This window comes from Ensifer sp. LC384 (genome assembly GCF_001695865.1).
Lineage (GTDB): Bacteria > Pseudomonadota > Alphaproteobacteria > Rhizobiales > Rhizobiaceae > Ensifer.
In genome coordinates this window covers 209,764-233,757 of the sequence record NZ_MBST01000089.1, presented here as the reverse complement: position 1 = coordinate 233,757, position 23,994 = coordinate 209,764, and the positions used below count along the sequence as shown (strand labels likewise).

The 23,994-nt window shown below is 62.9% G+C and carries 19 protein-coding genes; 13 read left to right on the top strand and 6 right to left on the bottom strand.

Features of this window, described 5'->3' with window-relative positions; translation table 11 throughout:
- Nucleotides 1-102: 102 nt before the first annotated feature.
- Entirely contained in the window at nt 103-1,578 is a 1,476-nt protein-coding gene (locus tag BC363_RS32960) for an NAD-dependent succinate-semialdehyde dehydrogenase (RefSeq protein WP_065784370.1), read from the top strand.
- Between the two features lie 23 nt (nt 1,579-1,601).
- Here BC363_RS32960 and fabI read toward each other — a convergent pair whose 3' ends face one another.
- Genes fabI through BC363_RS32940 form a run of 4 tightly spaced genes read right to left on the bottom strand, consistent with a single transcriptional unit; the run spans nt 1,602 to nt 6,792 of the window.
- Complete coding sequence (gene fabI / locus BC363_RS32955) at nt 1,602-2,387, bottom strand: enoyl-ACP reductase FabI (RefSeq protein ID WP_065784369.1); 786 nt, start codon at nt 2,385-2,387, stop codon at nt 1,602-1,604.
- A gap of 17 nt (nt 2,388-2,404) precedes the next feature.
- Complete coding sequence (locus tag BC363_RS32950) at nt 2,405-3,589, bottom strand: acetate/propionate family kinase (protein ID WP_065784368.1); 1,185 nt, start codon at nt 3,587-3,589, stop codon at nt 2,405-2,407.
- Nucleotides 3,590-3,591: 2 nt separating this feature from the next.
- Nucleotides 3,592-4,548 carry a phosphate acetyltransferase gene (locus BC363_RS32945; protein ID WP_065784367.1) on the bottom strand — a complete coding sequence of 319 codons (957 nt, stop codon included), beginning with the start codon at nt 4,546-4,548 and terminating at the stop codon, nt 3,592-3,594.
- 18 nt (nt 4,549-4,566) lie between these two features.
- Nucleotides 4,567-6,792 carry a DUF3141 domain-containing protein gene (locus tag BC363_RS32940; RefSeq protein WP_065784420.1) on the bottom strand — a complete coding sequence of 742 codons (2,226 nt, stop codon included), beginning with the start codon at nt 6,790-6,792 and terminating at the stop codon, nt 4,567-4,569.
- A gap of 375 nt (nt 6,793-7,167) precedes the next feature.
- Here BC363_RS32940 and htpG point away from each other — a divergent pair, with 375 nt between their 5' ends.
- Nucleotides 7,168-9,057: a molecular chaperone HtpG gene (htpG, locus tag BC363_RS32935; protein ID WP_065784366.1), complete on the top strand. Its 1,890-nt coding sequence runs from the start codon at nt 7,168-7,170 to the stop codon at nt 9,055-9,057.
- Nucleotides 9,058-9,114: 57 nt separating this feature from the next.
- Here the strand turns inward: htpG and BC363_RS32930 are convergent, their stop codons facing one another.
- Together BC363_RS32930 and BC363_RS32925 are read right to left on the bottom strand one after the other, a co-directional pair.
- On the bottom strand, nt 9,115-10,308 hold the full coding sequence (locus tag BC363_RS32930; protein ID WP_065784365.1) for a CaiB/BaiF CoA-transferase family protein: 1,194 nt from the start codon (nt 10,306-10,308) through the stop codon (nt 9,115-9,117).
- A 10-nt stretch (nt 10,309-10,318) separates the two neighbouring features.
- On the bottom strand, nt 10,319-11,506 hold the full coding sequence (locus BC363_RS32925; RefSeq protein WP_065784364.1) for an acyl-CoA dehydrogenase: 1,188 nt from the start codon (nt 11,504-11,506) through the stop codon (nt 10,319-10,321).
- Nucleotides 11,507-11,701: 195 nt separating this feature from the next.
- Here BC363_RS32925 and BC363_RS32920 point away from each other — a divergent pair, with 195 nt between their 5' ends.
- From BC363_RS32920 to hutH, 11 genes are all read left to right on the top strand, one after another.
- Nucleotides 11,702-12,658: a LysR family transcriptional regulator gene (locus BC363_RS32920; RefSeq protein ID WP_065784363.1), complete on the top strand. Its 957-nt coding sequence runs from the start codon at nt 11,702-11,704 to the stop codon at nt 12,656-12,658.
- A gap of 80 nt (nt 12,659-12,738) precedes the next feature.
- Nucleotides 12,739-13,866, top strand: coding sequence for an FAD-binding oxidoreductase (locus tag BC363_RS32915; protein WP_065784362.1), 1,128 nt, complete (start codon nt 12,739-12,741; stop codon nt 13,864-13,866).
- A 168-nt stretch (nt 13,867-14,034) separates the two neighbouring features.
- Nucleotides 14,035-14,877, top strand: coding sequence for a phosphonate ABC transporter ATP-binding protein (gene phnC / locus BC363_RS32910; protein ID WP_065784361.1), 843 nt, complete (start codon nt 14,035-14,037; stop codon nt 14,875-14,877).
- An 86-nt stretch (nt 14,878-14,963) separates the two neighbouring features.
- Nucleotides 14,964-15,869 carry a phosphonate ABC transporter substrate-binding protein gene (phnD, locus tag BC363_RS32905; protein WP_065784360.1) on the top strand — a complete coding sequence of 302 codons (906 nt, stop codon included), beginning with the start codon at nt 14,964-14,966 and terminating at the stop codon, nt 15,867-15,869.
- 107 nt (nt 15,870-15,976) lie between these two features.
- A complete protein-coding gene (gene phnE / locus BC363_RS32900; RefSeq protein WP_065784359.1) occupies nt 15,977-16,939 on the top strand; it encodes a phosphonate ABC transporter, permease protein PhnE in 963 nt (320 codons plus the stop codon).
- 9 nt (nt 16,940-16,948) lie between these two features.
- Complete coding sequence (gene phnE, locus BC363_RS32895) at nt 16,949-18,466, top strand: phosphonate ABC transporter, permease protein PhnE (protein ID WP_065784419.1); 1,518 nt, start codon at nt 16,949-16,951, stop codon at nt 18,464-18,466.
- A gap of 127 nt (nt 18,467-18,593) precedes the next feature.
- Complete coding sequence (locus tag BC363_RS32890; RefSeq protein ID WP_065784358.1) at nt 18,594-19,301, top strand: DUF1045 domain-containing protein; 708 nt, start codon at nt 18,594-18,596, stop codon at nt 19,299-19,301.
- A 1-nt stretch (nt 19,302) separates the two neighbouring features.
- On the top strand, nt 19,303-20,442 hold the full coding sequence (locus tag BC363_RS32885) for an alpha-D-ribose 1-methylphosphonate 5-triphosphate diphosphatase (RefSeq protein WP_065784357.1): 1,140 nt from the start codon (nt 19,303-19,305) through the stop codon (nt 20,440-20,442).
- Nucleotides 20,439-21,026: a phosphonate metabolism protein/1,5-bisphosphokinase (PRPP-forming) PhnN gene (phnN, locus tag BC363_RS32880; RefSeq protein ID WP_065784356.1), complete on the top strand. Its 588-nt coding sequence runs from the start codon at nt 20,439-20,441 to the stop codon at nt 21,024-21,026. Before BC363_RS32885 ends, phnN begins: the two co-directional genes overlap by 4 nt.
- A gap of 191 nt (nt 21,027-21,217) precedes the next feature.
- On the top strand, nt 21,218-22,462 hold the full coding sequence (gene hutI / locus BC363_RS32875) for an imidazolonepropionase (RefSeq protein ID WP_065784355.1): 1,245 nt from the start codon (nt 21,218-21,220) through the stop codon (nt 22,460-22,462).
- Entirely contained in the window at nt 22,459-23,994 is a 1,536-nt protein-coding gene (gene hutH, locus BC363_RS32870; protein WP_065784354.1) for a histidine ammonia-lyase, read from the top strand. The genes hutI and hutH overlap by 4 nt, the downstream gene beginning before the upstream one ends.

Here is a 23,994-nt window from a genome sequence, read left to right as displayed (position 1 = left end):
GCCAATGAAACGGTCCCGGGTGTCGGGAGGATCGACACCCGCAAAAACAAGGAAAAAGCGAGCCTGCCGGGATGCGCCAGGCATCGCTGGAGGATGCCCATCATGACCCTGACGCCGGCTTTGACGAAACACCTGCGCGCTGCCGAACTGTTTTCCGCACTGGACGGAATTGCCCATTCCGCCGGGCGTTGGACGGGCGCGACCTTCGACGTCGTCAATCCGTCGACGGGAGAGCTTCTGGCGACATTGCCGGATATGGGAATTGAACAGGCGCGTGCCGCGATCGATGCGGCTGCTACCGCGCAAAGCCTTTGGGCGGCAAAGCCTGCAAAGGATCGCAGTGCTGTGCTTCGACGCTGGCACGACCTGATCATCGCTCATGCCGACGATCTTGCCGCCATCCTGACCGCCGAAATGGGCAAGCCGGTCGCAGAATCGAAAGGCGAGGTGCTGCACGCAGCCGCCTATGTCGAATGGTATGCCGAGGAAGCCAAGCGCATCTACGGCGAAACCTTCCCGGCGCCGGCCAATGACCGCCGTATGCTGGTCATCAAGCAGCCCGTCGGCGTCGTCGGCACGATCACACCCTGGAATTTCCCCGCCTCGATGGTGGCACGCAAGATCGCGCCGGCGCTTGCCGCCGGCTGCGCCATTGTCCTGAAGCCTGCCGAGCAGACGCCGCTCGTTGCCGGAGCCTTGTTCGTTCTGGCGGAGAAAGCCGGTTTCCCGGCCGGCGTCGTTAACCTGCTTTACGCTGCGGAAGGTGCCGCGATCGGGCGCGAGCTCTGCAGCAACCCCAAGGTTCGCAAAATCAGCTTTACCGGCTCGACGGAAGTCGGGCGCCTGCTGATGCGCCAGTGTTCCGATCAGATCAAGAAGGTCAGCCTGGAACTCGGCGGCAACGCGCCCTTCATCGTTTTCGACGATGCCGATATCGACGAGGCGGTCGATGGCGCCGTTCAGGCGAAGTTCCGCAATGCAGGACAGACCTGTGTTTCGGCAAACCGCATCTATGTGCAATCGGCCGTGCATGACGTCTTTGCCGAAAAGTTCGTCAAGCGCGTCGCCGAACTGACGGTCGGCGACGGCTTCACGTCGGGCATCACCGTCGGGCCGATGATCGACAAGCACGCGATCGAGAAGATCGAAGCCCATGTCGCGGATGCCGTGTCCAAGGGCGCCGAGGTGCGCAGCGGCGGCCATCGCATCGGCACCTCCGGAACCTTCTTCGAACCGACGGTGCTGACCGGCATTTCGACCGACATGCGCATAGCCCAGGAAGAGACATTCGGCCCGATCGCCCCGATTATCCGCTTCGAGACCGCCGAACAGGTGATCGCCGAAGCGAATGACACGATCTATGGCCTCGCTGCCTATTTCTACGCCGAGAACCTCAAGCGCGTGTGGCATGTGGCCGAGGCACTCGAATACGGCATGGTCGGCATCAACACCGGCCGCATGTCCTCCGAAGCCGCCCCCTTTGGCGGCATCAAGCAATCCGGCATCGGCCGGGAAGGATCGCGCCACGGGCTCGAGGACTATCTCGAGATGAAATATCTCTGCATGGGCAACATCTGAGAGACCTGGTCGCCGGCTCGCGATCAGTCGACGATGTGGTAGCCACCGTCGACATAGAGCACTTGCCCCGTTATCAGCCGGGCGGCGTCATGGGCCAGGAAGGCAGTCGCCACGCCGACATCGTCGATGTCCACGAGCTCGCGGCTCGGCGACTTGACCTTCGTCTTTTCGAGCAACGCATCAAATTCCGGGATACCGGAGGCGGCACGGGTCGCAAGAGCTCCGGGTGAAATGGCGTGGACGCGGATGCCCTTGGGACCAAGCTCCGCCGCCAGGTAGCGGACCGCGCTTTCCAGCGCGGCCTTGGCAACCCCCATGATGTTGTAATTTTCCACCACCACCTGCGAGCCGTGATAGGTCATGGTGAAGAGCGTGCCGCCATTCTTCATCAAGGGTTCGGCAAGGTGGGCCATGCGGATGAAGGACCAGCAGGATATGTCCATGGTCTTGAGGAAACCCTCGCGCGGGACATCGGTTACGCGCCCTCCAAGCGCGTCCTTCGGCGAGAAGGCGATCGAGTGGACGACGAAGTCAAGCTCGCCCCAGGTCTTGCCGATCTCCGCGAAGACCGCCTCCATCTGGCCGGGAACGGCAACGTCGAGCGGCAGGAAGATCGGCGCATCGAGTTCGCGCGCCAAAGGCTCCACATAGGGTCTTGCCTTGTCGTTGAGATAGGTGACGGCGACTTCCGCTCCGAAAGCGCGAAAGGCGCGGGCGCAGCCCCAGGCGATCGATCGATCATTGGCGATGCCGACGACGAGGCCCTTGCGGCCTTGGAGAAGCTTGGCCTTTGCGGCGGGAATGGACATGGCTTGCCTCCGTTGCGTCAGGCGGTACGGGTTCTGAGGAGCGCCAGCGTGTGGCGCGCGATCATCAATTCCTCGTCGGTCGGAATGAGATACAGCGCCACGCGGCTCGCCGGCGCGGAGATCAACATGGCGCCGGCATCGTTTGCGGTCGGATCGAGTTCGGCCCCAAGCCAGGCGAGTCCTTCGGCGATGCGGGCGCGGATCGGAGCGGAGTTCTCGCCGACTCCCGCCGTGAAGACGAAAGCATCGATCCCGCCCAGCGCAGCCGCGAGCATTCCCGCATTGAGTCCGCATCGATAGACGAAGTGATCGACGGCAAGCTTGGCATGCGGATCGTCGCTTGCGAGGAGATCGCGCATGTCGTTCGACACGCCGGAGAGCCCCTTCAGCCCAGCCTCATGGTAGAGCAGATCCGAGACGACCTGTGCGCTCATGCCCCTTTGAAGGATCAGATAGAGCACGACACCCGGATCGAGTTGGCCCGGACGCGTGCCCATCGGCAGGCCGTCGAGCGCGGTGAAGCCCATCGTCGACTCGATGCTGTGGCCGTTGCGCAATGCGCACATCGAGGCACCGCTACCGAGATGGGCGACGATGACCCGGCCACGCGCAGCCTCCGGCGCCAACTCGCGCAGCCGCTCCGCGACATATTCGTAGGAGAGACCATGGAAGCCGTAGCGCCGCACGCCCTCGTCATAGAAGCTGCGCGGCATGGCGTAGCAATTCACTTGCTCAGGATGGCCGTGATGGAAGGCAGTGTCGAAGCAGGCGACCTGCGGCACATCCGGGTTGATTGCCATGGCCTGGCGGATTGGGGCCAGGTTATTGGGCTGGTGCAGCGGCGCGAGATCCTGGTAGCTCGCCAGGCGATCGAGCACGGCAGCATCGATCAGCACGGGCTCGGCAAAATCAGGACCGCCGTGCACGACCCGGTGACCGATCGCGCGCAGTGTGAAGCCTTCAAGCGTCAGCAGCCAATCCCGCGCCACCGCGATGGCCGCCGGAAGGTCGCGTACGACGTCTGCATCATAGCTGCGGTCGACCAGCACTGCACCGTCAGCGCCTTTCGACTGCAGCCGAGGGCACGTGCCGATGCCGCCGATCTGCCCGCGCACGCGGCGCTCGAGGCCGGTGTCGGTGATTGCGAACACTTGGAACTTCAGGCTCGACGAGCCGGCGTTGACGACAAGGAGGGCATCCATGGCTATATCGCCTTGACTTGCGTCACGCGCCGCCTCGCTGCGTAGAGCGCCGCCACGGCGCACGAAGCAAGACGCGTGCGCACCGAATCCGCCCGCGACGTCAGCACGATCGGCACCCGCGCGCCAAGAACGATGCCCGCAGCGTCGGCGCGGGAAAGGAAAGTCAGGTTCTTGGCCAGCATGTTTCCGGCCTCGAGATCCGGCACCACCAGGATCTGGGCTTGGCCGGCAACCGGCGACGTGATGCCCTTGATGCGCGCGGCCTCCGGATCGATCGCGTTGTCGAAGGCGAGTGGACCGTCGAGATGGCCACCGGTGATCTGGCCGCGTTCGGCCATCTTGCACAGTGCGGCTGCTTCGATCGTCGAAGGAATCTTCGTCGTCACGGTCTCCACCGCCGAAAGAATGGCAACACGCGGCTCGCCGAGACCGATCGTGACCCAGAGGTCGATCGCATTCTGCACGATGTCGCGCTTGGCTTCGAGGTCGGGGAAGATGTTGATGGCGGCGTCGGTGATGAACAGCGTCTCGGGGTGACCCGGCACATCCATGATGAAGACGTGGCTGATCCGCCGATCGGTCCTGAGCCCGGTGGCGGAGGCGGCCACCTCTCGCATCAGTTCGTCCGTATGCAGGCTCCCTTTCATCAGCAATTCGCCTTTGCCTTCGCGGATCATCGCGACCGCCTTGGCCGCCGCCGCATGGCTGTGCGGCACGTCGACGATCTCACGCCCCCCAAGATCGAGCCGGTGTTCGGCGGCGACATTGCGGATTTTGGATTCCGGACCGACAAGCACCGGCGCGATCAGCCCCATCTCCGCCGCCTCCAGCGCACCACGGAGCGAAGTCTCGTCGCAGGGATGCGTCACGATGGTGACTGCGGGTGCCTCCGCTCGCGCGGCGGCTATCAGGCGGTTGTATTTGGACGGCTCAGGCGTCAGGGCGGTCACCTCGGACACGTCGAACTCCTTCCTCGGTCAGGATGCGCTGCGGTTGGGGGTGGTCTTGCGGACGGCGATCGGGACCGTCGGCTCGCTATCAAGCCCGAAAAGCGTCGCCATGCGTTGCAGCCTTTCGGCTGCAGGGCCCGTCAGCGGGCCGGACGCATCGAGCACCGATCGAAGGGCCGTGAAGGCGCCACGACGATCCTCGATCGCTTCCGGCAGCAGATTCGGGAGCGCCGCAAGGGTCGTCTCCTCGTCGATCAGCAGCATGAAATACTGCTCGCGCATCAACGTCTTGAACTCGGCGAGGCTCAGTTGTCTGGCCCCGGGGTGGGCGCGCCGCAGCCGGCGAACGGCTTCAAAACCACGCTCGTCAACCCCGCCGCGCGCCATGCCGACGAAAAGCAATGCCCTGGCGAGGCCTTCGCAAGTGCCACCCTCCGTCATCCTGGCCTTGAGTTCGGCGATGCGTGCATCGACGAGACCCTGGTGTAGCAAACTCTTCTCGGCCTTGCGCGGCGGCCGGGTCGATTTCGCATCGATACCGAGCGCGGCCTGCAGTGTGGGAGCGCCGTAGATCGCCTGGAACGTCTGCTCCGAGAGGGATTCGGCCATCCGTCGCCAGGCCTCCAGCCCGTCGACGATTTGGCGCGACAGGTTCTCCTGCAGAGCGGTGAATGGGTTGTCCGGGGACGCCGGCTCGCGGCTTTCGCGCACCTGCTCGGCCAGCGCCGATGTCCAGGCCATGAACGGATTGTCTGGACCGAACAAGGCATACTGCAGGCGCAGAGGGTGCATGTTCCGCATCGCCTCAGCGACTGGCGGCGTCACCACCGTTTTGATCGCCGGCTGCAGGTAGGTGCGGTAGAGCGCCAGATTGATTTCCGAGAGCTTCGCAGCGGCGGCAAAGCGCCGTTCGTCGTCGATATCGTTGCCGCCGAGCGCGCGGATATCGTCGAGCGTTCGCGCCTCGCAGCGCATCACCCACTCGCCGGAGACCAGGTCCCTGCCCTCGGCAGCCTCGCTCGCCGGCGTCAGCACTGCCTCGTAGAGACCCGGCGGCAGCACATCGATCAGCTCGATGTTGGAGGCAAATTCGTCGTGTTCCTTCCGGGCGACGCCCGCGGAAACGAAGATGCCGAGATGCCCGATCGTCTCGTGCACGGTGTAGACGATGGTCTGGCCATAGGCGCGGATCTCGTCGACGCTGTCGTAAAGGTCCAGAATCCAGTCGAGCGCCTGCTGCGGCGGGGTGATGTTGTCGCCCTTCGAGCAGAACACGACAATCGGCGAGCGGATGTTGCGAAGATCGATCGCTGTTCCGTCTGAGGTCCGGATTTCCCCCGCAGCTAGTCTGTTGCCGACGAAGAGTTCATCGACGATGAACTGCATCTCCTCGGCGTTGAGCGTGACGTGTCCGCCCCACCAGCGCTCGAAGCCCAGGTAGCGCCCCGCCTCCGTGTCGATCTTCGAATAGAGATTATATTGTTTGGTCCAGAGCGTGTTGGCGGGGTTCTGGTTCTCGAAATTCTGAACCAGCCAAGCACCGTCGAAGATGCCGGCACCAAGATCGCCGGTCAGCGCGGTCAGCCAACTACCGCCGAGAAGCCCGCCGGAATAGCGCATAGGGTTCTGGCCCTTGACCCCTGCCCAATAGGAGAGAGGCGCGCCAGCAATGATGATCGGCCCAAAGAGCTCCGGCCTCAGCGACGCGACGATCATTACGGCCCAGCCCGCCTGGCAATTGCCGATCACGCAAGGCTTGCCGTCGGCGTCCGGATGGCGGGCGATGACCGTTTCGAGAAAATCCGCTTCGGCATGGGCGATATCTTCGATGGTCTGGCCGGGAACGGGATCGGGAAGGAAGCCGATGAAATAGCAGGGATGGCCCGCCTTCATCGCCACGCCGATCTCGCTGTCGGCCTTGAAGCCACCGATTCCGGGACCGTGGCCCGCGCGGGGATCGACGACAACAAACGGCCGCTTCGACGGATCGATGACGACGCCATCGGGCGGTACGATCCGCACCAGCGCATAGTTCACAGGCTTGGTGAGCATGCGCCCGTCGCGGATGAGCTCGGCCTCGAATTCCAAGACGTTCGGAGCGGTTTGCGTCCTGTGCTCCTCGTACTGCGCGCCGCGCTCTCGCATGACATCGAGAAAAAGGATCGAGCGCTGCCAAGCGTCGAGCGAGAAGGCGTAGGCATCGGCGAATGTCGGTATTGTCGGTACTGTCGGGATCGTGGATTGCTTGGGCATGATGTCCACTCCTCGGTGCGAATAAGGGCTGGTCCCGCTCCTGCAAGCAAATAGCACAAGGCAGAAGGCCGGGCGTTGACATGTGTCAAGGAAACAAGCGGCGCAGCCGCGACATGAATTCGGCATTGATGACCCGAGACGTCTGTCGCAGCCCGGACCTCAGGAGCATAGCACTGGAGTGTTACGGCGATTTGTCGTCGAGCGCAGATCGTTCGCCCCGCGACCACGACGTCAAAGGCAACTGCGTCTCGCCAGTCGCCAGCGGCATCTTTGTGCCCAGAGAATTGTACAGAAACGGGGACGCCGCAAGTCGACCCTTGAAATTCAAGACGTAGCTTGCCAATTGGGGCGAAAACCATAGGAGTTGCCACCGCGATGAGCGAAGTTGAAATGTCCGTCGAGAAACATGTCTTTGAAGCCGATGTAGCCAGACTGCTCCATCTCATGGTGCACTCGGTCTATTCCGACAAGAACGTCTTCCTCCGCGAACTGATTTCGAACGCCGCAGACGCCTGCGAGAAGCTGCGTTATGAGGCGATCGTCTCGCCCGAGCTGCTGGCAGGCGATACGAGCCCTGGCATCAAGCTGACGCTCGACGAGGAAAACAACCGCCTCGTTGTCGAGGACAATGGCATCGGCATGAGCCGCGACGAGCTCGTCGAGGCGCTCGGCACCATCGCCCGCTCGGGCACGCGCGCCTTCATGGAGCGCATCGAAGCGGCACAGGGCAAGGACGGCGCGCAGCTCATCGGCCAGTTCGGCGTCGGTTTCTATTCCGCCTTCATGGTCGCCGACAACGTCGACGTCGTCTCACACCGCGCCGGCTCGGACCATGCATGGCTCTGGTCGTCAGACGGCAAGGGCAGCTACACGGTCGCAGCCGCCGATCTTGCAGAGGCGCCGGCGCGCGGCACGCGCATCACCCTGCATCTGATGGAAGATGCCAAGACTTTTACCTCGCGCTGGACGGTCGAGCGCATCGTCAAGGATCAGTCCGGCCATGTCCCGGTGCCGATCTCGATCGTCGAGAAGCCCGGCGCCGAACCGGTTTCCGTCGGCGATGGCACGGCGCTCTGGACCAAGCAGAAGAGCGAGATTTCCAAGGAAGATTACGCCGACTTCTATCGCGGCGTTTCGGGACAGTACGACGATCCCGCATTGACGGTGCATTTCCGCGCCGAGGGCCGGCACGAATATACGGCACTTGCCTTCCTGCCCGGCTCCAAGCCGTTCGACCTCTTCGATCAGGACCGCAAGGGCCGGATGAAGCTCTACGTCAAGCGCGTCTTCATTACCGACGAGGCGGAATTGCTGCCGCGTTATCTGCGCTTCGTGCGTGGCCTCGTCGACACGTCGGACCTTCCGCTCAATGTCTCGCGCGAGATGATCCAGGAAAGCCCCTTGCTTTCCAGCATTCGCAAGGGATTGACGAACCGGGTGCTGACGGCGATCGAAAAGCTGGCGGAGAGCGACCGCGAGACCTTCGACAAGGTCTGGGAAAACTTCGGCAGCGTGCTGAAGGAAGGCATTTACGAGGACTTCGAGCGCCGCTCGCAACTGATCGCGCTTTCCCGCTTCCGCACGACCACCTCGGAAGACGGCCACCGCAGCCTTGCCGACTACGTCAAGGACATGAAGGACGGCCAGTCGGCGATCTATTACCTGACCGGCGACAACCTCGCCCAGCTCAAGGCATCGCCGCAGCTTGAGGGTTTCCGTGCACGCGGCATCGAGGTGCTGTTGCTGACCGACCCGGTCGACAGCTTCTGGGTGACGTCGGCGCCGGACTTCGAAGGCAAGCCGATGAAGTCGATTACCCAGGGTTCAGCCGATCTGGGCAGCGTCGCAAAGCCGGAAGGCAGTGCTGACATCGCACCCGAGGCCAGCCAGGCGGTGACCGACTTCGTCGCCTTCGCCAAGGAAACGCTCGGAGAAGCCGTATCTGAGGTTCGCACCTCCGACCGCCTGACGGAAAGCGCCGTCTGCCTGGTGGCGCCGGAGCATGGCCCCGACCGTCAGCTCGAAAAGATGCTGCAGGGCGCCGGCCGCCTCGACGACGCGGCAAAGCCGATCCTCGAGATCAATCCCGGCCACGCGCTGATTGCGGCGATCGCCGCCTGCCCGGCCGATGATAGCACCTTCCGCGCTGACGCCGTTCAGCTTCTGCTCGATCAGGCCCGCGTTCTCGACGGCGACAAGCCGCAGGATCCGCGCGCATTCGCAGAGCGCCTGTCGCGCGTCTTCAACCGGGCGCTCAAGGTTTAGCGCGCCGGTTCAAGTACCTGTAATTGCAGAGATGATGGGGTGAGAGGGAGAACCCTCTCACCCTTTCGCTTTTTCAGGCACGGCTGCCATGCCGATTTCGGCCAGCACTTCCGCCGTATGCTCGCCGAGGCGCGGAACACCCCGGTCAAGCACAAGAGAGGCATCGGAAAAACGGATCGGCGTACGGACACCCGGCGATGTTCCGCCGGCCGCACCGGAATGCGGTGTGTCGATCTGCATCTGTCGGTGCATGATCTGCGGGTCGGCGAAAACGTCAGCAACCGTGTTGATCGGACCACCCGGAACGCCTGCCTCTTCCAGCAATGTCAAAAGCGTGTCCCGTTCTAACCTTGCCGTTTCAGCCGCAAGCGCCGGTGTCAGGCTGTCGCGATTCTGGACGCGGGACGCGTTGGTCAGATAACGCTCGTCGGTCGCCAGATCGCCGCGGCCAAGCAGGTTGCAGAACTTGACGAACTGCCGGTCGTTGCCGACGGCAACGATCAGGTGACCATCGGCCGTGGGGAACACCTGATAGGGCGCGATGTTCGGATGGGCGTTGCCAAGCCGGCGCGGCGCCTTGCCCGAGACGAGAAAATTGAGCGCCTGATTGGCAAGCACGCCGGTCATGCAGTCGAGCAGCGCCATGTCGATCTGCTGGCCTTTTCCGGTTCGCTCGCGCTGCGCCAATGCCGCCTGAACGGCGATGACGCCGTAAAGCCCGGTAAAGATATCGGCGAAGGCGACGCCGATTTTCTGCGGCTCGCGATCCGGCTCGCCGGTGAGATCCATGATCCCGCTCATGCCCTGGACGATGTAGTCATAGCCGGCGCGATGCGCATAGGGTCCGTCCTGACCGAAGCCCGTCACCGAGCAATAGATCAGGCGCGGATTCACCTTCTTCAGGCTTTCGTAATCGAGGCCATATTTCTCGAGGCCGCCGACCTTGAAATTCTCGAGCAGGACGTCGGATTCGGCCACCAGCCGGCGCACGGCCTCCTGCCCTTCCTCGGTCGTGAAATCGAGCACGACCGAGCGCTTGCCCCGATTGCAGGCGTGGAAATAGGCCGCATCGAGCTTCTCCCCATCCTCGCCGGCGACGAAGGGCGGCCCCCAGGTGCGGGTGTCGTCACCCGCCGGGCTTTCCACCTTGACGACGTCAGCACCGAGATCGGCGAGCGTCTGACCGATCCAGGGACCCGCAAGAATGCGGGCGAGCTCAAGAACACGAATACCCTTCAGCGGCGCTTCCATGATCGGCCGCTCAGAAGAAAGCCTGGAGCCCGGTCTGGGCGCGGCCGAGGATCAGAGCATGAACGTCGTGCGTGCCTTCATAGGTGTTGACCGTCTCGAGGTTCACCATATGGCGCATGACCTGGTATTCCTCGGAAATGCCGTTGCCGCCGTGCATGTCCCGCGCCATGCGGGCGATATCCAGCGCCTTGCCACAATTGTTGCGCTTGACGATCGAGATCATTTCCGGAGCCATGCGGCCTTCATCCATCAGCCGGCCGACGCGCAGCGAGCCCTGAAGTCCGAGGGAAATCTCGGTCTGCATGTCGGCAAGCTTCTTCTGGAAGAGCTGCGTCTGGGCGAGCGGGCGGTTGAACTGCTTGCGATCGAGACCGTATTGACGGGCGGCATGCCAGCAGAACTCGGCCGCACCGAGTGCGCCCCAGGAAATGCCGTAGCGGGCGCGGTTGAGGCAGCCGAACGGGCCCTTCAGCCCCTCGACGTTGGGGAGCAGCGCATCTTCGCCGACCTCGACGTTGTCCATGACGATTTCGCCGGTGATCGAGGCGCGCAGCGACAGCTTGCCGGCAATTTTCGGCGCCGAAAGGCCCTTCATGCCCTTGTCGAGCACGAAGCCGCGAATGGCGTTGCCATGGGCTTCCGACTTTGCCCAGACGACAAAGACATCGGCAAGCGGCGCGTTGGAGATCCACATCTTCGAACCGACGAGGCGGTAGCCGTTTTCCGTCTTGATGGCGCGGGTCTTCATGCCGGCCGGGTCGGAACCGGCGTCTGGCTCGGTCAACCCGAAGCAGCCGATCCATTCGCCGCTGATCAGCTTCGGCAGATACTTCTGCTTCTGCTCTTCCGAGCCGTAGGCGTAGATCGGATAGATAACGAGCGAAGACTGCACACTCATCATCGAGCGGTAACCGCTATCGACGCGCTCGACTTCGCGGGCGACGAGACCATAGGCGACATAGGAAGCGCCGACACCGCCATAGGTCTCCGACACGGTTACGCCAAGCAGACCGAGATCACCCATTTCACGAAAGATTTCGGGATCGGTCGATTCTTCGCGATAGGCAGCAATGACGCGGGGCTGCAGCCGGTCCTGCGCATAGGCCCGCGCCGTGTCGCGGATCATGCGCTCGTCCTCGGTCAACTGATCTTCGAGGAGGAACGCGTCATCCCATTGAAATTGCGTCTTGCCGGCCATGTCTCTCTCCCATCGGATTTTTCCACTTGCGGTTATGGCAAGCGGAACCAAGGCTTTCAAACGAAATTGAGGCACCGCCTCATGCGTCCGCGGAATGGCCCCCTGCAGTCGGGGCGATCTTGACCTTCTTCAGAGAAGGATGATTGTCTGCCTGATTGCCATCCACCCGATAGAGGTCCACCGTAATCCACCCCCATGGCCAATGACCGTCTGGAACGCTTCGCCCACAATCTCGACTGGAACCTGCTGCGCACCTTCGTCGTCGTGGTGGAGGAAGGAAGCATTACCGCGGCGGCCAATCGGCTCCTGCTGCAGCAACCGGCTGTCAGCATGGCGCTCAAGCGGCTCGAACAGACCGTCGGACAGAAGCTCATCGATCGCCGTCCGGGCCGCTTCGACCTGACCGATGCCGGCGCCAGGTTGCACGCGCAGTGCCGCGACATCTTCGCGGCCGTCATCAGGCTTCCCAACGTCCTTGAAACGGCGGGCGAGGAAATCACCGGCCATCTCAATATTCATGTCGTCAGCCATGCCCACAACCCCGCCTGGGACCGGAGGCTCGCGACCTTCTTCAGCAAGCATCCGAAGGTGACGATATCGGTGACCGTGGCCACGACCGTCGATGTGCTGAGCGCTGTCGAACGCAATATCGCAACCATGGGGCTGTGCGACGGCAACATCCCCGCCTGGCTGAACAAGAGCTTCCACGTGCGTGAGCGTTATGCGCTTTACTGCGGCCGCGATCACCCCCTGTTCGGTGCCGAGGGTGTCGATTTCAACGACCTGCGCGGCAATCCTTACATTGCCTTCATCGCCGATGTACTTGGCGGCCAGCACATGAACTCCGTGACGGCAGTGCGCGCCATAGGTTCGTTCGGCCAGCAGGTGCGGGCCGTGTCATGCAATGTCGAGGAGGTGATGCGGCTCATCGCCTCCAATATCGGCATCGGCATGTTGCCGGATCATCTTGCAGCGCCCGCCGTCGCCGAGGGTCGACTTTGGCAGCTCCCGCCCTACCACAACCTGCCGACAACAGATGTCTTTCGCATCTCCAACCCGAACTCGATTCTCAATCCCGCCGAAGCTGCCTTTCTTGCGCATGTGGCCGACACCGCCCCGCTCGACCACTGCCTGGACCATCAGCTGAATTGATAGTGACATTTCCCGTTATAAATTTGAACGCGTAGCGCGCGCTGCCTATGGTCCGGCCAAATCAGAAGCGGGGTCGGGACATGCGTGAATTTGATGTGGCAATCATAGGGGGCGGCATTGCCGGCCTTTCGCTTGCCTATTTCCTGGCGCCGCACCGCTCCGTTGTCGTCATCGAACGGGAAGACGGGCTCGGCTATCACAGCACCGGACGCTCCGCCGCGGAATTCGTGCTGCGCTACAACGCCCCTGAAGTGTGCAAGCTCGCGGCGATCTCCAAAACCTTCTTCGATCAGCCTCCGGAAGGGTTTTCCGACGTGCCGCTGCTGAAGCGGCGTGGCGGCGTGATGATCGCCAACGCGGAGAAAGCGGCGCGGCTGGAGGCCGTGTTTGCCGAAGAGAGCATCGCCAATCCCGACCTGCAAAGGTTGACTGTCGATGAAGCGATCGTCCGGGTGCCGATCCTGCGCCGCGACTATGTGGCCGCTGCATTCTACGATCCCAATTTCTGGGACATCGAGGTCGAGAACCTGCTGCAGGGTTACCTGCGCGGGGCACGTCGCAACGGCGCCGAGGTGATCGAGCGCAGTGATGTCATGGCTCCCCGCGGCGAGGCAGGCGGCTGGGTGCTTTCGACGAGTGCCGGCGAGATCCGCGCGCAGCTCATTGTCAATGCCGCCGGCGGCTGGGCCGACCCGGTCGCAACCCTCTTCGGTGTGTCGCCGGTCGGTATCGTCCCCCATCGGCGCACCGCGATCACCGTGGACCTCCCCGCGGAAATCGATGCCCTGACCCTGCCCGAGATCAACGAGATCGACGAAGACTTCTACATGAAGCCCGAAGGGGGGCGCTTGCTCGCCTCCCCCGCCGACGCCTCGCCGTGCGAACCGACCGACGTGCAGCCAGAAGAAATCGATGTCGCCTGGGCCGCCCATTATGTCGAGGAGGCGACGATCGTCCCGGTCCGTCGCATCTTCAAAAGCTGGGCGGGCTTGCGCAGCTTCTCTCCCGACAAGCTGCCGGTGATCGGCCACGCCAAGGACCGCCCGGACTTCTTCTGGCTTGCCGGCCAGGGCGGCTACGGCATTCTGACATCGCCGGCCTTGGGCGCGCTTGCCGCCAATCTGCTGATTGGCGCACCGGCGCCCGAAAGCTTCGCCGCAAACGGCCTTGATCCCGAAGCGTTCAACCCCGAGCGCTTCCTGAGGTAGCGGCGACGCACCTTCGTCCCGCTGTGATTGTCACATTCCGTTAAGGATGTCGACGAGGCTGTGAACTGTAACAGAAACGACAAGAAACTGACATTTCGCTTTCATGAAGCGCCGATATGGCAGGTGTCATACCGATGACCGGTCTCCCCGAAAGAGGACCTGCTAGAAATGTTTCAGTTGAAGAACGTAACCCGCCAGTTCGGCAAGAAGACAGCCGTGAGCTCGGTTACCTTCGACATTCCCCAGGGCCAGATGGTCGGCGTGATCGGCCGATCCGGCGCTGGCAAATCGACGCTCCTACGCATGATCAACCGCCTTGTCGACCTGTCGTCCGGCTCGATCGAGTTTGCCGGCACGGAAGTCTCGTCGCTGCGCGGTGCAGCCCTGCGCCACTGGCAGCGCGACTGCGCGATGATCTTCCAGCAGTTCAATCTGGTGCCGCGCCTCGATGTTCTGACCAATGTGCTGCTGGGTCGTCTCAACCACCGTTCGACGGTGCTCAGCATCCTCAACATGTTTACGCGCGAAGAGCGCATCATGGCGATCGGCGCGCTGGAGCGCCTCGGCATCGAGCAGACAGCGCTTCAGGCCGCCGGCACGCTTTCCGGCGGCCAGCAGCAGCGCGTGGCGATTGCCCGTGCACTGATGCAGCAGCCGAAGGTACTGCTCGCTGACGAGCCGATCGCCTCGCTCGACCCGCTCAACGCCAAGATCGTCATGGATGCGCTGCGCGACATCAACGAACGTGACGGCATCACCGTGATCACCAACCTCCACACGCTCGATACCGCGCGCAACTATTGCGAACGCATCATCGGCATGGCGCATGGCCGCGTCGTCTTCGACGGCCAGCCAAAGGATCTGACGGCGGCTGCCGTCGCCGAGATCTACGGCGCCGACACGGGTATCGAGGAATCGATGACCTCGACAAGCATCAACATTCCCGCGGCTATCCCGCAGGAACAAACGGCATCTGCCGGCCTCCAGCCGCTGGCACTGGCCGGCATCTGACGCCCGCCAGGATCGAAGGCCCACGTCAAGGGCACCTCTTTGAAACCGAATACCATCCGGCACGACCGGAAAAACGGGAGAACCTTATGCTGAAGAAAGCTCTTCTGGGCGCCGTCGCCCTGCTCGCCCTCGTCGGCCACGCCCAGGCCGAAGACCTCAAGGAATTCCGCGTCGGCATCATCGGCGGCGAAAACGAAGCCGACCGCCTGCGCAACTTCCAGTGCATCGTCGACAAGCTGCCGGCCGCAATCGGTGTCGAAAAGGTCTCGCTGTTCCCCGCCGCCGACTATGACGGCGTCATCCAGGGCCTGCTCGGCGGTACGCTCGACTATGCCGAGCTCGGCGCTTCCGGTTTTGCCAAGATCTACCTCGCCAAGGCCGACGCGGTCGAGCCGATCCTGACGACGGTTCAGACCGACGGCTCGACCGGCTACCATTCGATCATGGTTGCCCGCAAGGATTCCGGCATCACCAAGCTCGAAGACCTGAAGGGCAAGAAGCTCGGCTTTGCCGATCCGGACTCGACCTCGGGCTACCTCATCCCGCTCGTCACCCTGCCGGAAACGATCGGCGCGCCGGTCAAGGAATTCTTCGGTGAAACCGGCTTCGGCGGCGGTCACGAAAATCTCGTTCTCGAAGTCGTCAAGGGCACGTTCGATGCCGGCACGACCTTCGGTTCGGGCGTCGGCGAGTTCAAGGATGGCTACACCTCGGGCAACCTGAAGAAGATGGTCGACAAGGGCATCCTCGACATGAACGACCTCGTCGAGCTCTGGAAGTCGCCACTGATCCCGAACGGCCCGATCGTCGTACGCTCGACGATGAACGACGACATGAAGGCAAAGTTCAAGCAGTTCATGCTTGACCTGCCGAAGACCGATGCAGCGTGCTTCTCCGCCATCCAGGGCGGCGACTTCACCGGCTTCACCGAAGTCAACGCCGACTTCTACAAGCCGATCATCGACGCCCGCAAGGCAACGATCGGCGGCTGATTTTCCGGATCATTCAAGGACGCTGGCCGCCAAAGCGGCCAGCGTTCGCCTTTTTGCAAGGGCGCCTGCGGCGCCTGTCGACAGAGGCCGGCATTGCCGGAACATTCATGGCAACTTCCATGCTCCCGAGGCATCTGAGTGAAAACGGCGCGCTGGTCGAGCGTCACTGGCAGGAGCTGAACTCCCGCCGCCGCCTTTACTCCTGGCTCGGTTTCGCCGTGCTAGTGCTCGCCCTTTCCGGCTCGCTCTGGTTTGCCAACGATTCCAACGCCGGCAAATTCTTCGACCGCCTGCCGCACTTCTTCGATTTCGTCGCCGATCTCGCGCCGCGTGACGGTCTGGAAATCTTCCGCGCCATGTTCGACCTGCCCTCGCCCTATGACGACGGCAGCTTCAAGTACAATTATCCCGACGGCCGGCTCTACCTGACCGAGAGCTTCTACATTCCCGAATATGTGCACAAGATGCTGGAGACCGTGAACATCGCGATCTTCTCCACCGTCATCGGCACGTTCCTCGGCTTCATCTTCTGTTTCCTCGCCGCCCGCAACCTGATGCCCAATCCGTGGGTGCGTGGTTTCGTGCGCCGGCTGATGGAAATCCTGCGCGCCTTTCCAGAAGTGGTCATCGCCGGCTTCTTCCTCGCGATCCTCTCGCTCGGGCCGATACCGGCGATCGCCGCCGTTTCGATCCACACAGTCGGCGCACTCGGCAAGCTGTTCTTCGAGGTAGTCGAGAACGCCGACATGAAGCCGGACGAGGGCTTGCGCGCCGCCGGCGGCAACTGGATCGAGCGCGTCTGGTTCGGCATGGTGCCGCAGGTGCTGCCCAATTTCGCCAGCTATTTCCTGCTGCGCCTGGAGATCAACGTCCGCGCCTCGACCATCATCGGTGCGGTTGGCGGCGGCGGCATCGGCGAGCTGCTGCGGCTGTCGATCGGCCAGGGCCACCAGGCAAAGACGCTGGCGATCGTCATCCTGATGTTTGCAACGATCTTCGCCGTCGACCAGTTTTCCGCATGGCTGCGCCGTCGCCTCGTCGGCGACCAGGCCTTCCAGCTTGCCCAGTAGGTGCGCATCATGACCTCCACGACCAGACTTAGCGCTCTCGAAATGGATGCGATCGCTTCGCGCCACCCGCATCTGCTGCAGGGTTCCTCGAACAAGCGCCTGCGCACGATCCTCATCAGTGTCGGCCTCGTCGCCTACCTCGTCTTCAGCTGGTGGTTCTTTTCGATCGGGCACGTTCTGGGCAATGCCAATTGGGGTATTGCCGGAACCTATCTCGCCGATTGGGTCTCTTACGAGGTTCGCCCCGAGATCAAGATCGCCCGCGATAAAACGATGACGCTCGATTACCAGCGCAACTCGCCGCTCGGGCACAATCCCAATCCGGCATGGGTGGAACTCGACAAGGAAACCGTGACACGGAAGGTCGAGTTGCCGGCTGCTACCGGGCAAACCGCAAAACCGAAGACGTCGTCGTCCTTCAGCTTCATGGCGCCGGGTGCAGTGCTCGGCACAGCCAGTGCGGCAACCGACCAGAACCGCGTCGAGACGCGGACCGAGGAAATCATCACCAGGGCCGTCATCACCTATGACAGGCTGACGAAGATTGAAATTGCCGATGGCCTCGTCAAGGCGACCCATCGCGGCGAGACGCTGACCATGGCCGTCGACGGTCAGGACACGGTAACGCCTCAGGGTGCGCTCCCCGCATGGGCCACGCAGAAACGCCCCGGCGAGAAGATCACGCTCGCCTTCGGGGCGACCGGTTGGGCCGACGTCGAAGGTGACGATGTCTCGATCCGCAATCGCTTCTTCGGCTGGGCCAATTTCCTCTTCGACACCAACTCGCCCTTCTTCGGCAAGAGTTATGGCGACGTGCTTTCGCTGATCACGAGCGGCGAGCGCATCGACCCTGCGCGCTCGAACCTGTCGCTCGCCTGGAGCAACATCCTCTACAATGCCGAATGGCAGCATCTGGACGTGTGGACCAAGCTGATGCAGACCGTGGTGATGGCCTTCGTCGGCACGCTTTTCGCTTCGCTGGTGGCGTTCCCGCTCTGCTTCCTGGCGGCGCGCAACATCACCCCGAATTTCCTGACCAACCAGATCGTCAAGCGCTTTTTCGATTTCCTGCGTTCGGTGGACATGTTCATCTGGGCACTGTTCTTCACGCGCGCCTTTGGTCCGGGACCGCTTGCCGGCATGTCGGCGATCTTCTTCACCGACACCGGGACCTTGGGCAAGCTCTACTCGGAGGCGCTGGAGAACATCGACGACAAGCAGCGCGAAGGCGTAAAATCCGTCGGCGCCACGCCGCTTGCCGTCCAGCGGTTCGGCGTCCTGCCGCAGGTGCTGCCGGTCTTCGCCAGCCAGGCGCTCTATTTCTGGGAATCCAACACGCGTTCGGCAACGATCATCGGTGCCGTCGGCGCCGGCGGCATCGGCCTGAAGCTCTGGGAAGCGATGCGCACCAACTCCGATTGGGAAAATGTCGCCTATATGGTGCTTCTGATCTTGCTGGTCGTGTTCATTTTCGACAGCATCTCGAACGCCTGCCGCTCACGGCTGATGGGGCAGAAAGCGCATTGACGAGAATGAGCATTTTGCGCCGTAGCCATCATGATGTTGTCATGGAAATCGGCTAGCTGCGCATCGCATCCCGCGAACAATCGACCCGCCGTTCCGGCGGGCCGGTCGATACAAGAAAGTGAAGACCGTGCGTTATGCAATCTATTTCGCGCCGCCGGCGGACGACCGGCTGTCGCAAACGGCAGCCCGTTGGCTCGGCCGTGACGCCTTTACCGGCGAGACCAACGAACTTCCGGCTCTGGCCGACCTTGATGCCGATACGCGACAGGCTTTGACCGCCGATCCTCGGCGCTACGGCTTTCACGGCACCCTCAAGGCGCCCTTCGCTCTTGCCCAAGACCGCAACGAAGCCGAGCTGATCGCAGCCTTCGAAGCGTTTGCCGCTGATCTCGAGCCTTTCGAGATACCGGAACTCACGCTGCATCAGCTTGGCCCGTTCTTCGCCCTGGTCTCTGCGACCCATTGCGAGGCGTTGCAAGATTTCGCGGCGCAGTCCGTGCAATACTTTGAGCCGTTTCGGGCGCCGCTGTCGGACGCAGACATGGCGCGACGCAACCCGGAAAAACTGCCGGATCGGCAGAGGGAATACTTGAAGACATGGGGCTATCCCTATGTTTTCGAAGAGTTCCAGTTCCATCTGACGCTGACAGGGCCGGTTCCGGGAGAGGCAGAAAAAAAAATGCGGACCGTGCTTGAGAGCACCTTTGCCGATCATATCGGCAAGCCGCTTGACGTTACGTCCGTTGCGCTCTTCGTCGAGCCGCACCGTGGCGCACCGTTTCTGGTCCATTCCCTGCTGCCACTGGGCGGCGCGACACAACGAAAGATCGCATGAGATGAGCAAAGAACAAGTCCTGACCAACGCCCGCATCGTTCTAGAGGACAGTATCCTCGACGGCTCGGTGCTGATCCGCGACGGCAAGATCGCCGATATCTCGAAGGGCAACACCAACACCGGCGAAGACTTCGAAGGCGACTATCTGCTGCCCGGTCTGATCGAGCTGCACACCGACCACCTCGAGGCGCATTACTCGCCACGGCCCGGCGTTCGCTGGCTGAAGATCGCGGCGATCCAGGCGCACGACGCCCAGGTAGTGACTTCGGGCATCACCACCGTCTTCGATTGTCTGCGCCTCGGTTCGGACGAAGACGGCGGTTTCCAGAAGGGTGAGATGCGCAGCATGGCAGACGCCTTGGCCCAGGCCAAGCAGGAAGGCCGCCTGCGCGCCGACCATCTGATCCATCTGCGCTGCGAGGTTTCGACCTCTGACGTGCTCGACCACTACGAGGACTTCCAGGACGACCCGCAGGTGAAGCTCGTTTCGTTGATGGACCACGCGCCGGGGCAGCGGCAGTTCCAGACGATGGACCAGTACACGCTCTACTACAAATCCAAGCGCGGCCTGTCGGATGCCGAGTTCGCCAAGTTCGTCGAACGCCAGCAGGCGCTTTCGGCGAAATATGCCGGCCCGCACCGCGATGCACTTGCCAAGGCCTGCGCCGAGCGCGGCATCACCATCGCCAGCCATGATGACGCCACGATCGACCATGTCGACGAATCGATCAGCTACGGTATCAAGCTCGCCGAGTTCCCGACCAGCTTCGAGGCGGCCGAGGCCTCCCATCGCGCCGGCCTCAGCGTGCTCATGGGCGCGCCGAACATCGTTCGCGGCAAGTCGCATTCGGGCAACATCGCAGCACGCGACCTTGCCGACCGCGGCGTGCTCGACGTGCTTTCGTCGGATTATGTGCCCTTCAGCCTGATCCACGCGCCGTTCGTGCTGGCCGACGAGCTTGAAGCCATTGACCTGCCGAAGGCGATCGCCATGGTCAGCGCCACCCCTGCCCGCACCGTGGGCCTCGACGATCGTGGCCGCATCGCCGTCGGCCTGCGCGCCGACATCGCCCGCGTTCACCGTCAGGAAGGCATTCCGGTGGTGCGCTCGGTCTGGCGCGAAGGGCGGCGTGTCGCATGAGCCAGATCGAACTCAGGCGCGGCGCGCTCGTCGTCGTGGTCGGCCCGAGCGGGGCCGGCAAGGACAGCGTCATGGGCTTTGCCGCCCGGCACTTTTCCGATTGCGCCGATATCCACTTCGTTCGCCGCGTGATCACGCGGCCGTCGGACGCCGGCGGCGAGGTGCATGAAAGCGTTTCGGTCGCGGAGTTCGTCGACATGGAGCAGGCAGGTGCCTTCGCCGTGTCCTGGGATGCGCACGGCCTGAAATACGGCATTCCCGAAGACGTTCGCCGCAATGTCGAAAACGGCACGACGGCCATCGTCAACGGCAGCCGCAGCGCCCTGCCGGCATTCCGCGCCGCCTTCGGCAATATCGCCATCACGGTCATCACGGCCGAACCCGCCGTGCTTGCCAAGCGTCTTGCCGAGCGCGGACGCGAAAGCGAAGAGGATGTGCTGCGCCGGCTCTCCCGACAGGTGCCTGATGTGACATCGGGGCCGGACGTCACGCTCATCGACAACAGCGGTCGCCTGGAGATTGCCGGACGTCGCTTCGTCGACCTGGTCGAGCGATTGCGCATGAATGCCGCCCATCCGGCCTGAACGGCCAGTTTTCATCGACGCCATTTTGCAAGACCCCGGAGCTGCAATTCCGGGGTCTTTTGCGTTTGAATCCCGTCGTTCGGCATCAATCCCTTGCACATCCCCTTTCCTTTTCCAACGGCAAGTCAATTTTCCTCTTGTCGAGCGATTATTATGTATATACATTATATCCAACAGAAGGGGATCGGCTGATGAGTCAATTTTCGACCACCGCAAACGCGTCCGGCATCTGGCGCAATCTCCGCCTTGCGACCCTGCGTCCCAATCAAGACGGCCTCGGCATGGTCGAAAAAGGCGCGGTGGCTGTCGTCGACGGACGCATCGCCTTTGCCGGTGCCGAGAGCGACCTTCCCACCGACCTCTCCCGCACGCTTGAAGCCACGGATTGCGAAGGCCGGGTGATGACGCCCGCCTTCATCGACTGCCACACGCACCTCGTCCACGGCGGCAACCGCGCTCGCGAGTTCCAGATGCGGCTTGAAGGTGCGTCCTATGAGGAAATCGCCCGGGCCGGGGGCGGTATCGTCTCCTCGGTCAAGGCAACCAATGCGCTCTCCGTCGACGCGCTCGTCGAAAGCGCCCTGCCGCGGCTCGACACCCTGCTTGCCGAAGGCGTTTCGACGGTCGAGATCAAGTCCGGCTATGGCCTCAATATTGATGCCGAGCTCAACATGCTGCGCGCCGCGCGCAAGCTTGGCGACAAACGTCAGGTTCGGGTCGTTACAAGCTATCTGGCAGCGCACGCGACACCCTCCGAATACAAGGGGCGCAACGACGACTACATTGCCGAAGTGGTGCTACCAGGTCTTGATGCCGCCCACGCCGAGGGGCTGGTCGATGCCGTCGACGGCTTTTGCGAAGGCATCGCCTTTTCCACCGCCGAGATCGCCCGCGTCTTCGATCGGGCCAAGGCCCTCGGCCTGCCGGTCAAGCTGCATGCCGAACAGCTTTCGAACCTCGGCGGCGCCAAGCTTGCCGCCTCCTACGGCGCATTGTCTGCGGACCATCTCGAATATCTCGACGCTGACGGCGCACAGGCGATAGCCAGATCGGGCACCGTCGCCGTGCTGCTGCCTGGCGCGTTTTACGCGCTGCGCGAGAAGCAGCTACCGCCGGTCGACGTGCTGCGCGCCGCCGGTGCGCATATCGCCATCGCGACGGATTGCAATCCCGGCACCTCGCCGCTGACCTCGCTGCTGCTCACCATGAACATGTCGGCGACTTTCTTCCGGCTGACGGTTGCCGAATGCCTCGCCGGCGTCACCCGCGAGGCGGCGCGTGCGCTCGGGCTTCTCGGCGAAACCGGCACCCTCGAAGCCGGCAAGTCCGCCGATCTCGCACTCTGGAACATCGAGGATCCGGCCGAGCTCGTCTACCGCATCGGCTTCAATCCACTTCATCTGCGCATCTTTAAGGGCGAAAGGACCGGTCTATGACCATCATTCTGCATCCGGGCTCGGTTCCGCTGAGGGATCTCGAGACCATCTATTGGACCGGCGAGCCTGCCCGTCTGCATCCGTCCTTCGACACCGGCATTGAAAAGGCAGCCAGGCGCATCGCCGAGATCGTTGCCGGCAATGCGCCGGTTTATGGTATCAACACCGGCTTCGGCAAACTGGCATCGATCAAGATCGACAGCGCCGACGTCGCCACCTTGCAGCGCAACCTGATCCTGTCGCATTGCTGCGGCGTCGGCCAGCCGCTCGCAGAAAACATCGTCCGCCTGATCCTTTCGCTGAAGCTCGTTTCTCTCGGCCGCGGCGCATCCGGTGTGCGCCTTGAACTGGTTCGGCTGATCGAAGCCATGCTCGACAAGGGCGTGATCCCGGTCATACCGGAAAAGGGCTCGGTCGGCGCATCCGGCGATCTGGCGCCGCTCGCCCATATGGCGGCGGTCATGATGGGACACGGCGAGGCGTTCTTTGCAGGCAGCCGCATGCCCGGCGGAGAGGCCCTTGCCAAGGCCGGACTGACGCCGGTCGTGCTTGCCGCGAAGGAAGGACTGGCGCTGATCAACGGCACGCAGACCTCCACCGCGCTGGCGCTCGCCGGCCTCTTCCGCGCCCACCGCGCCGCCCAGGCGGCCCTTATCACCGGCGCAATGTCGACCGATGCGGCAATGGGCTCGTCTGCACCCTTCCATCCTGACATTCACACGCTTCGCGGCCATCAGGGCCAGATCGACACTGCCGCCGCACTTCGTGCACTTCTCTCAGGCTCCGCCATTCGCGAAAGCCATATCGAAGGCGACGAGCGAGTGCAGGATCCCTATTGCATTCGCTGCCAGCCGCAGGTGGACGGCGCCTGCCTCGACCTGCTGCGTTCGGTTGCGCGCGTGCTCGAAATCGAAGCCAATGCCGTCACCGACAACCCGCTCGTGCTTTCCGACAATTCCGTGGTCTCCGGCGGCAATTTCCATGCCGAGCCCGTGGCGTTTGCCGCCGACCAGATCGCGCTTGCGGTCTGCGAGATCGGCGCGATTTCGCAGCGGCGCATTGCGCTTCTGGTCGACCCGGCCCTGTCCTACGGGCTGCCGGCCTTTCTCGCCAAGAAGCCCGGGCTCAATTCCGGCCTGATGATCGCCGAAGTAACGTCGGCGGCGTTGATGTCAGAAAACAAGCAGCTTTCGCATCCGGCCTCGGTCGATTCCACCCCGACGTCGGCCAATCAGGAAGACCATGTGTCTATGGCCTGCCATGGCGCACGCCGCCTGCTGCAGATGACCGACAACCTGTTCTCGATCATCGGCATTGAGGCGCTGACAGCCGTCCAGGGCGTCGAATTCCGCGCGCCATTGGCCACAAGCCCCGAGCTGCAAAAGGCCGCCGCAGCTCTGCGTGCCGTCTCGCCGACGATCGAGGAAGACCGCTACCTCGCCGACGATCTGCAGGCCGCCGGCGAGCTGATCGCTGCTGGCACGCTGAACACGGCTGTTTCTGCCGGCATTCTGCCAAAACTAGAGGCCTGA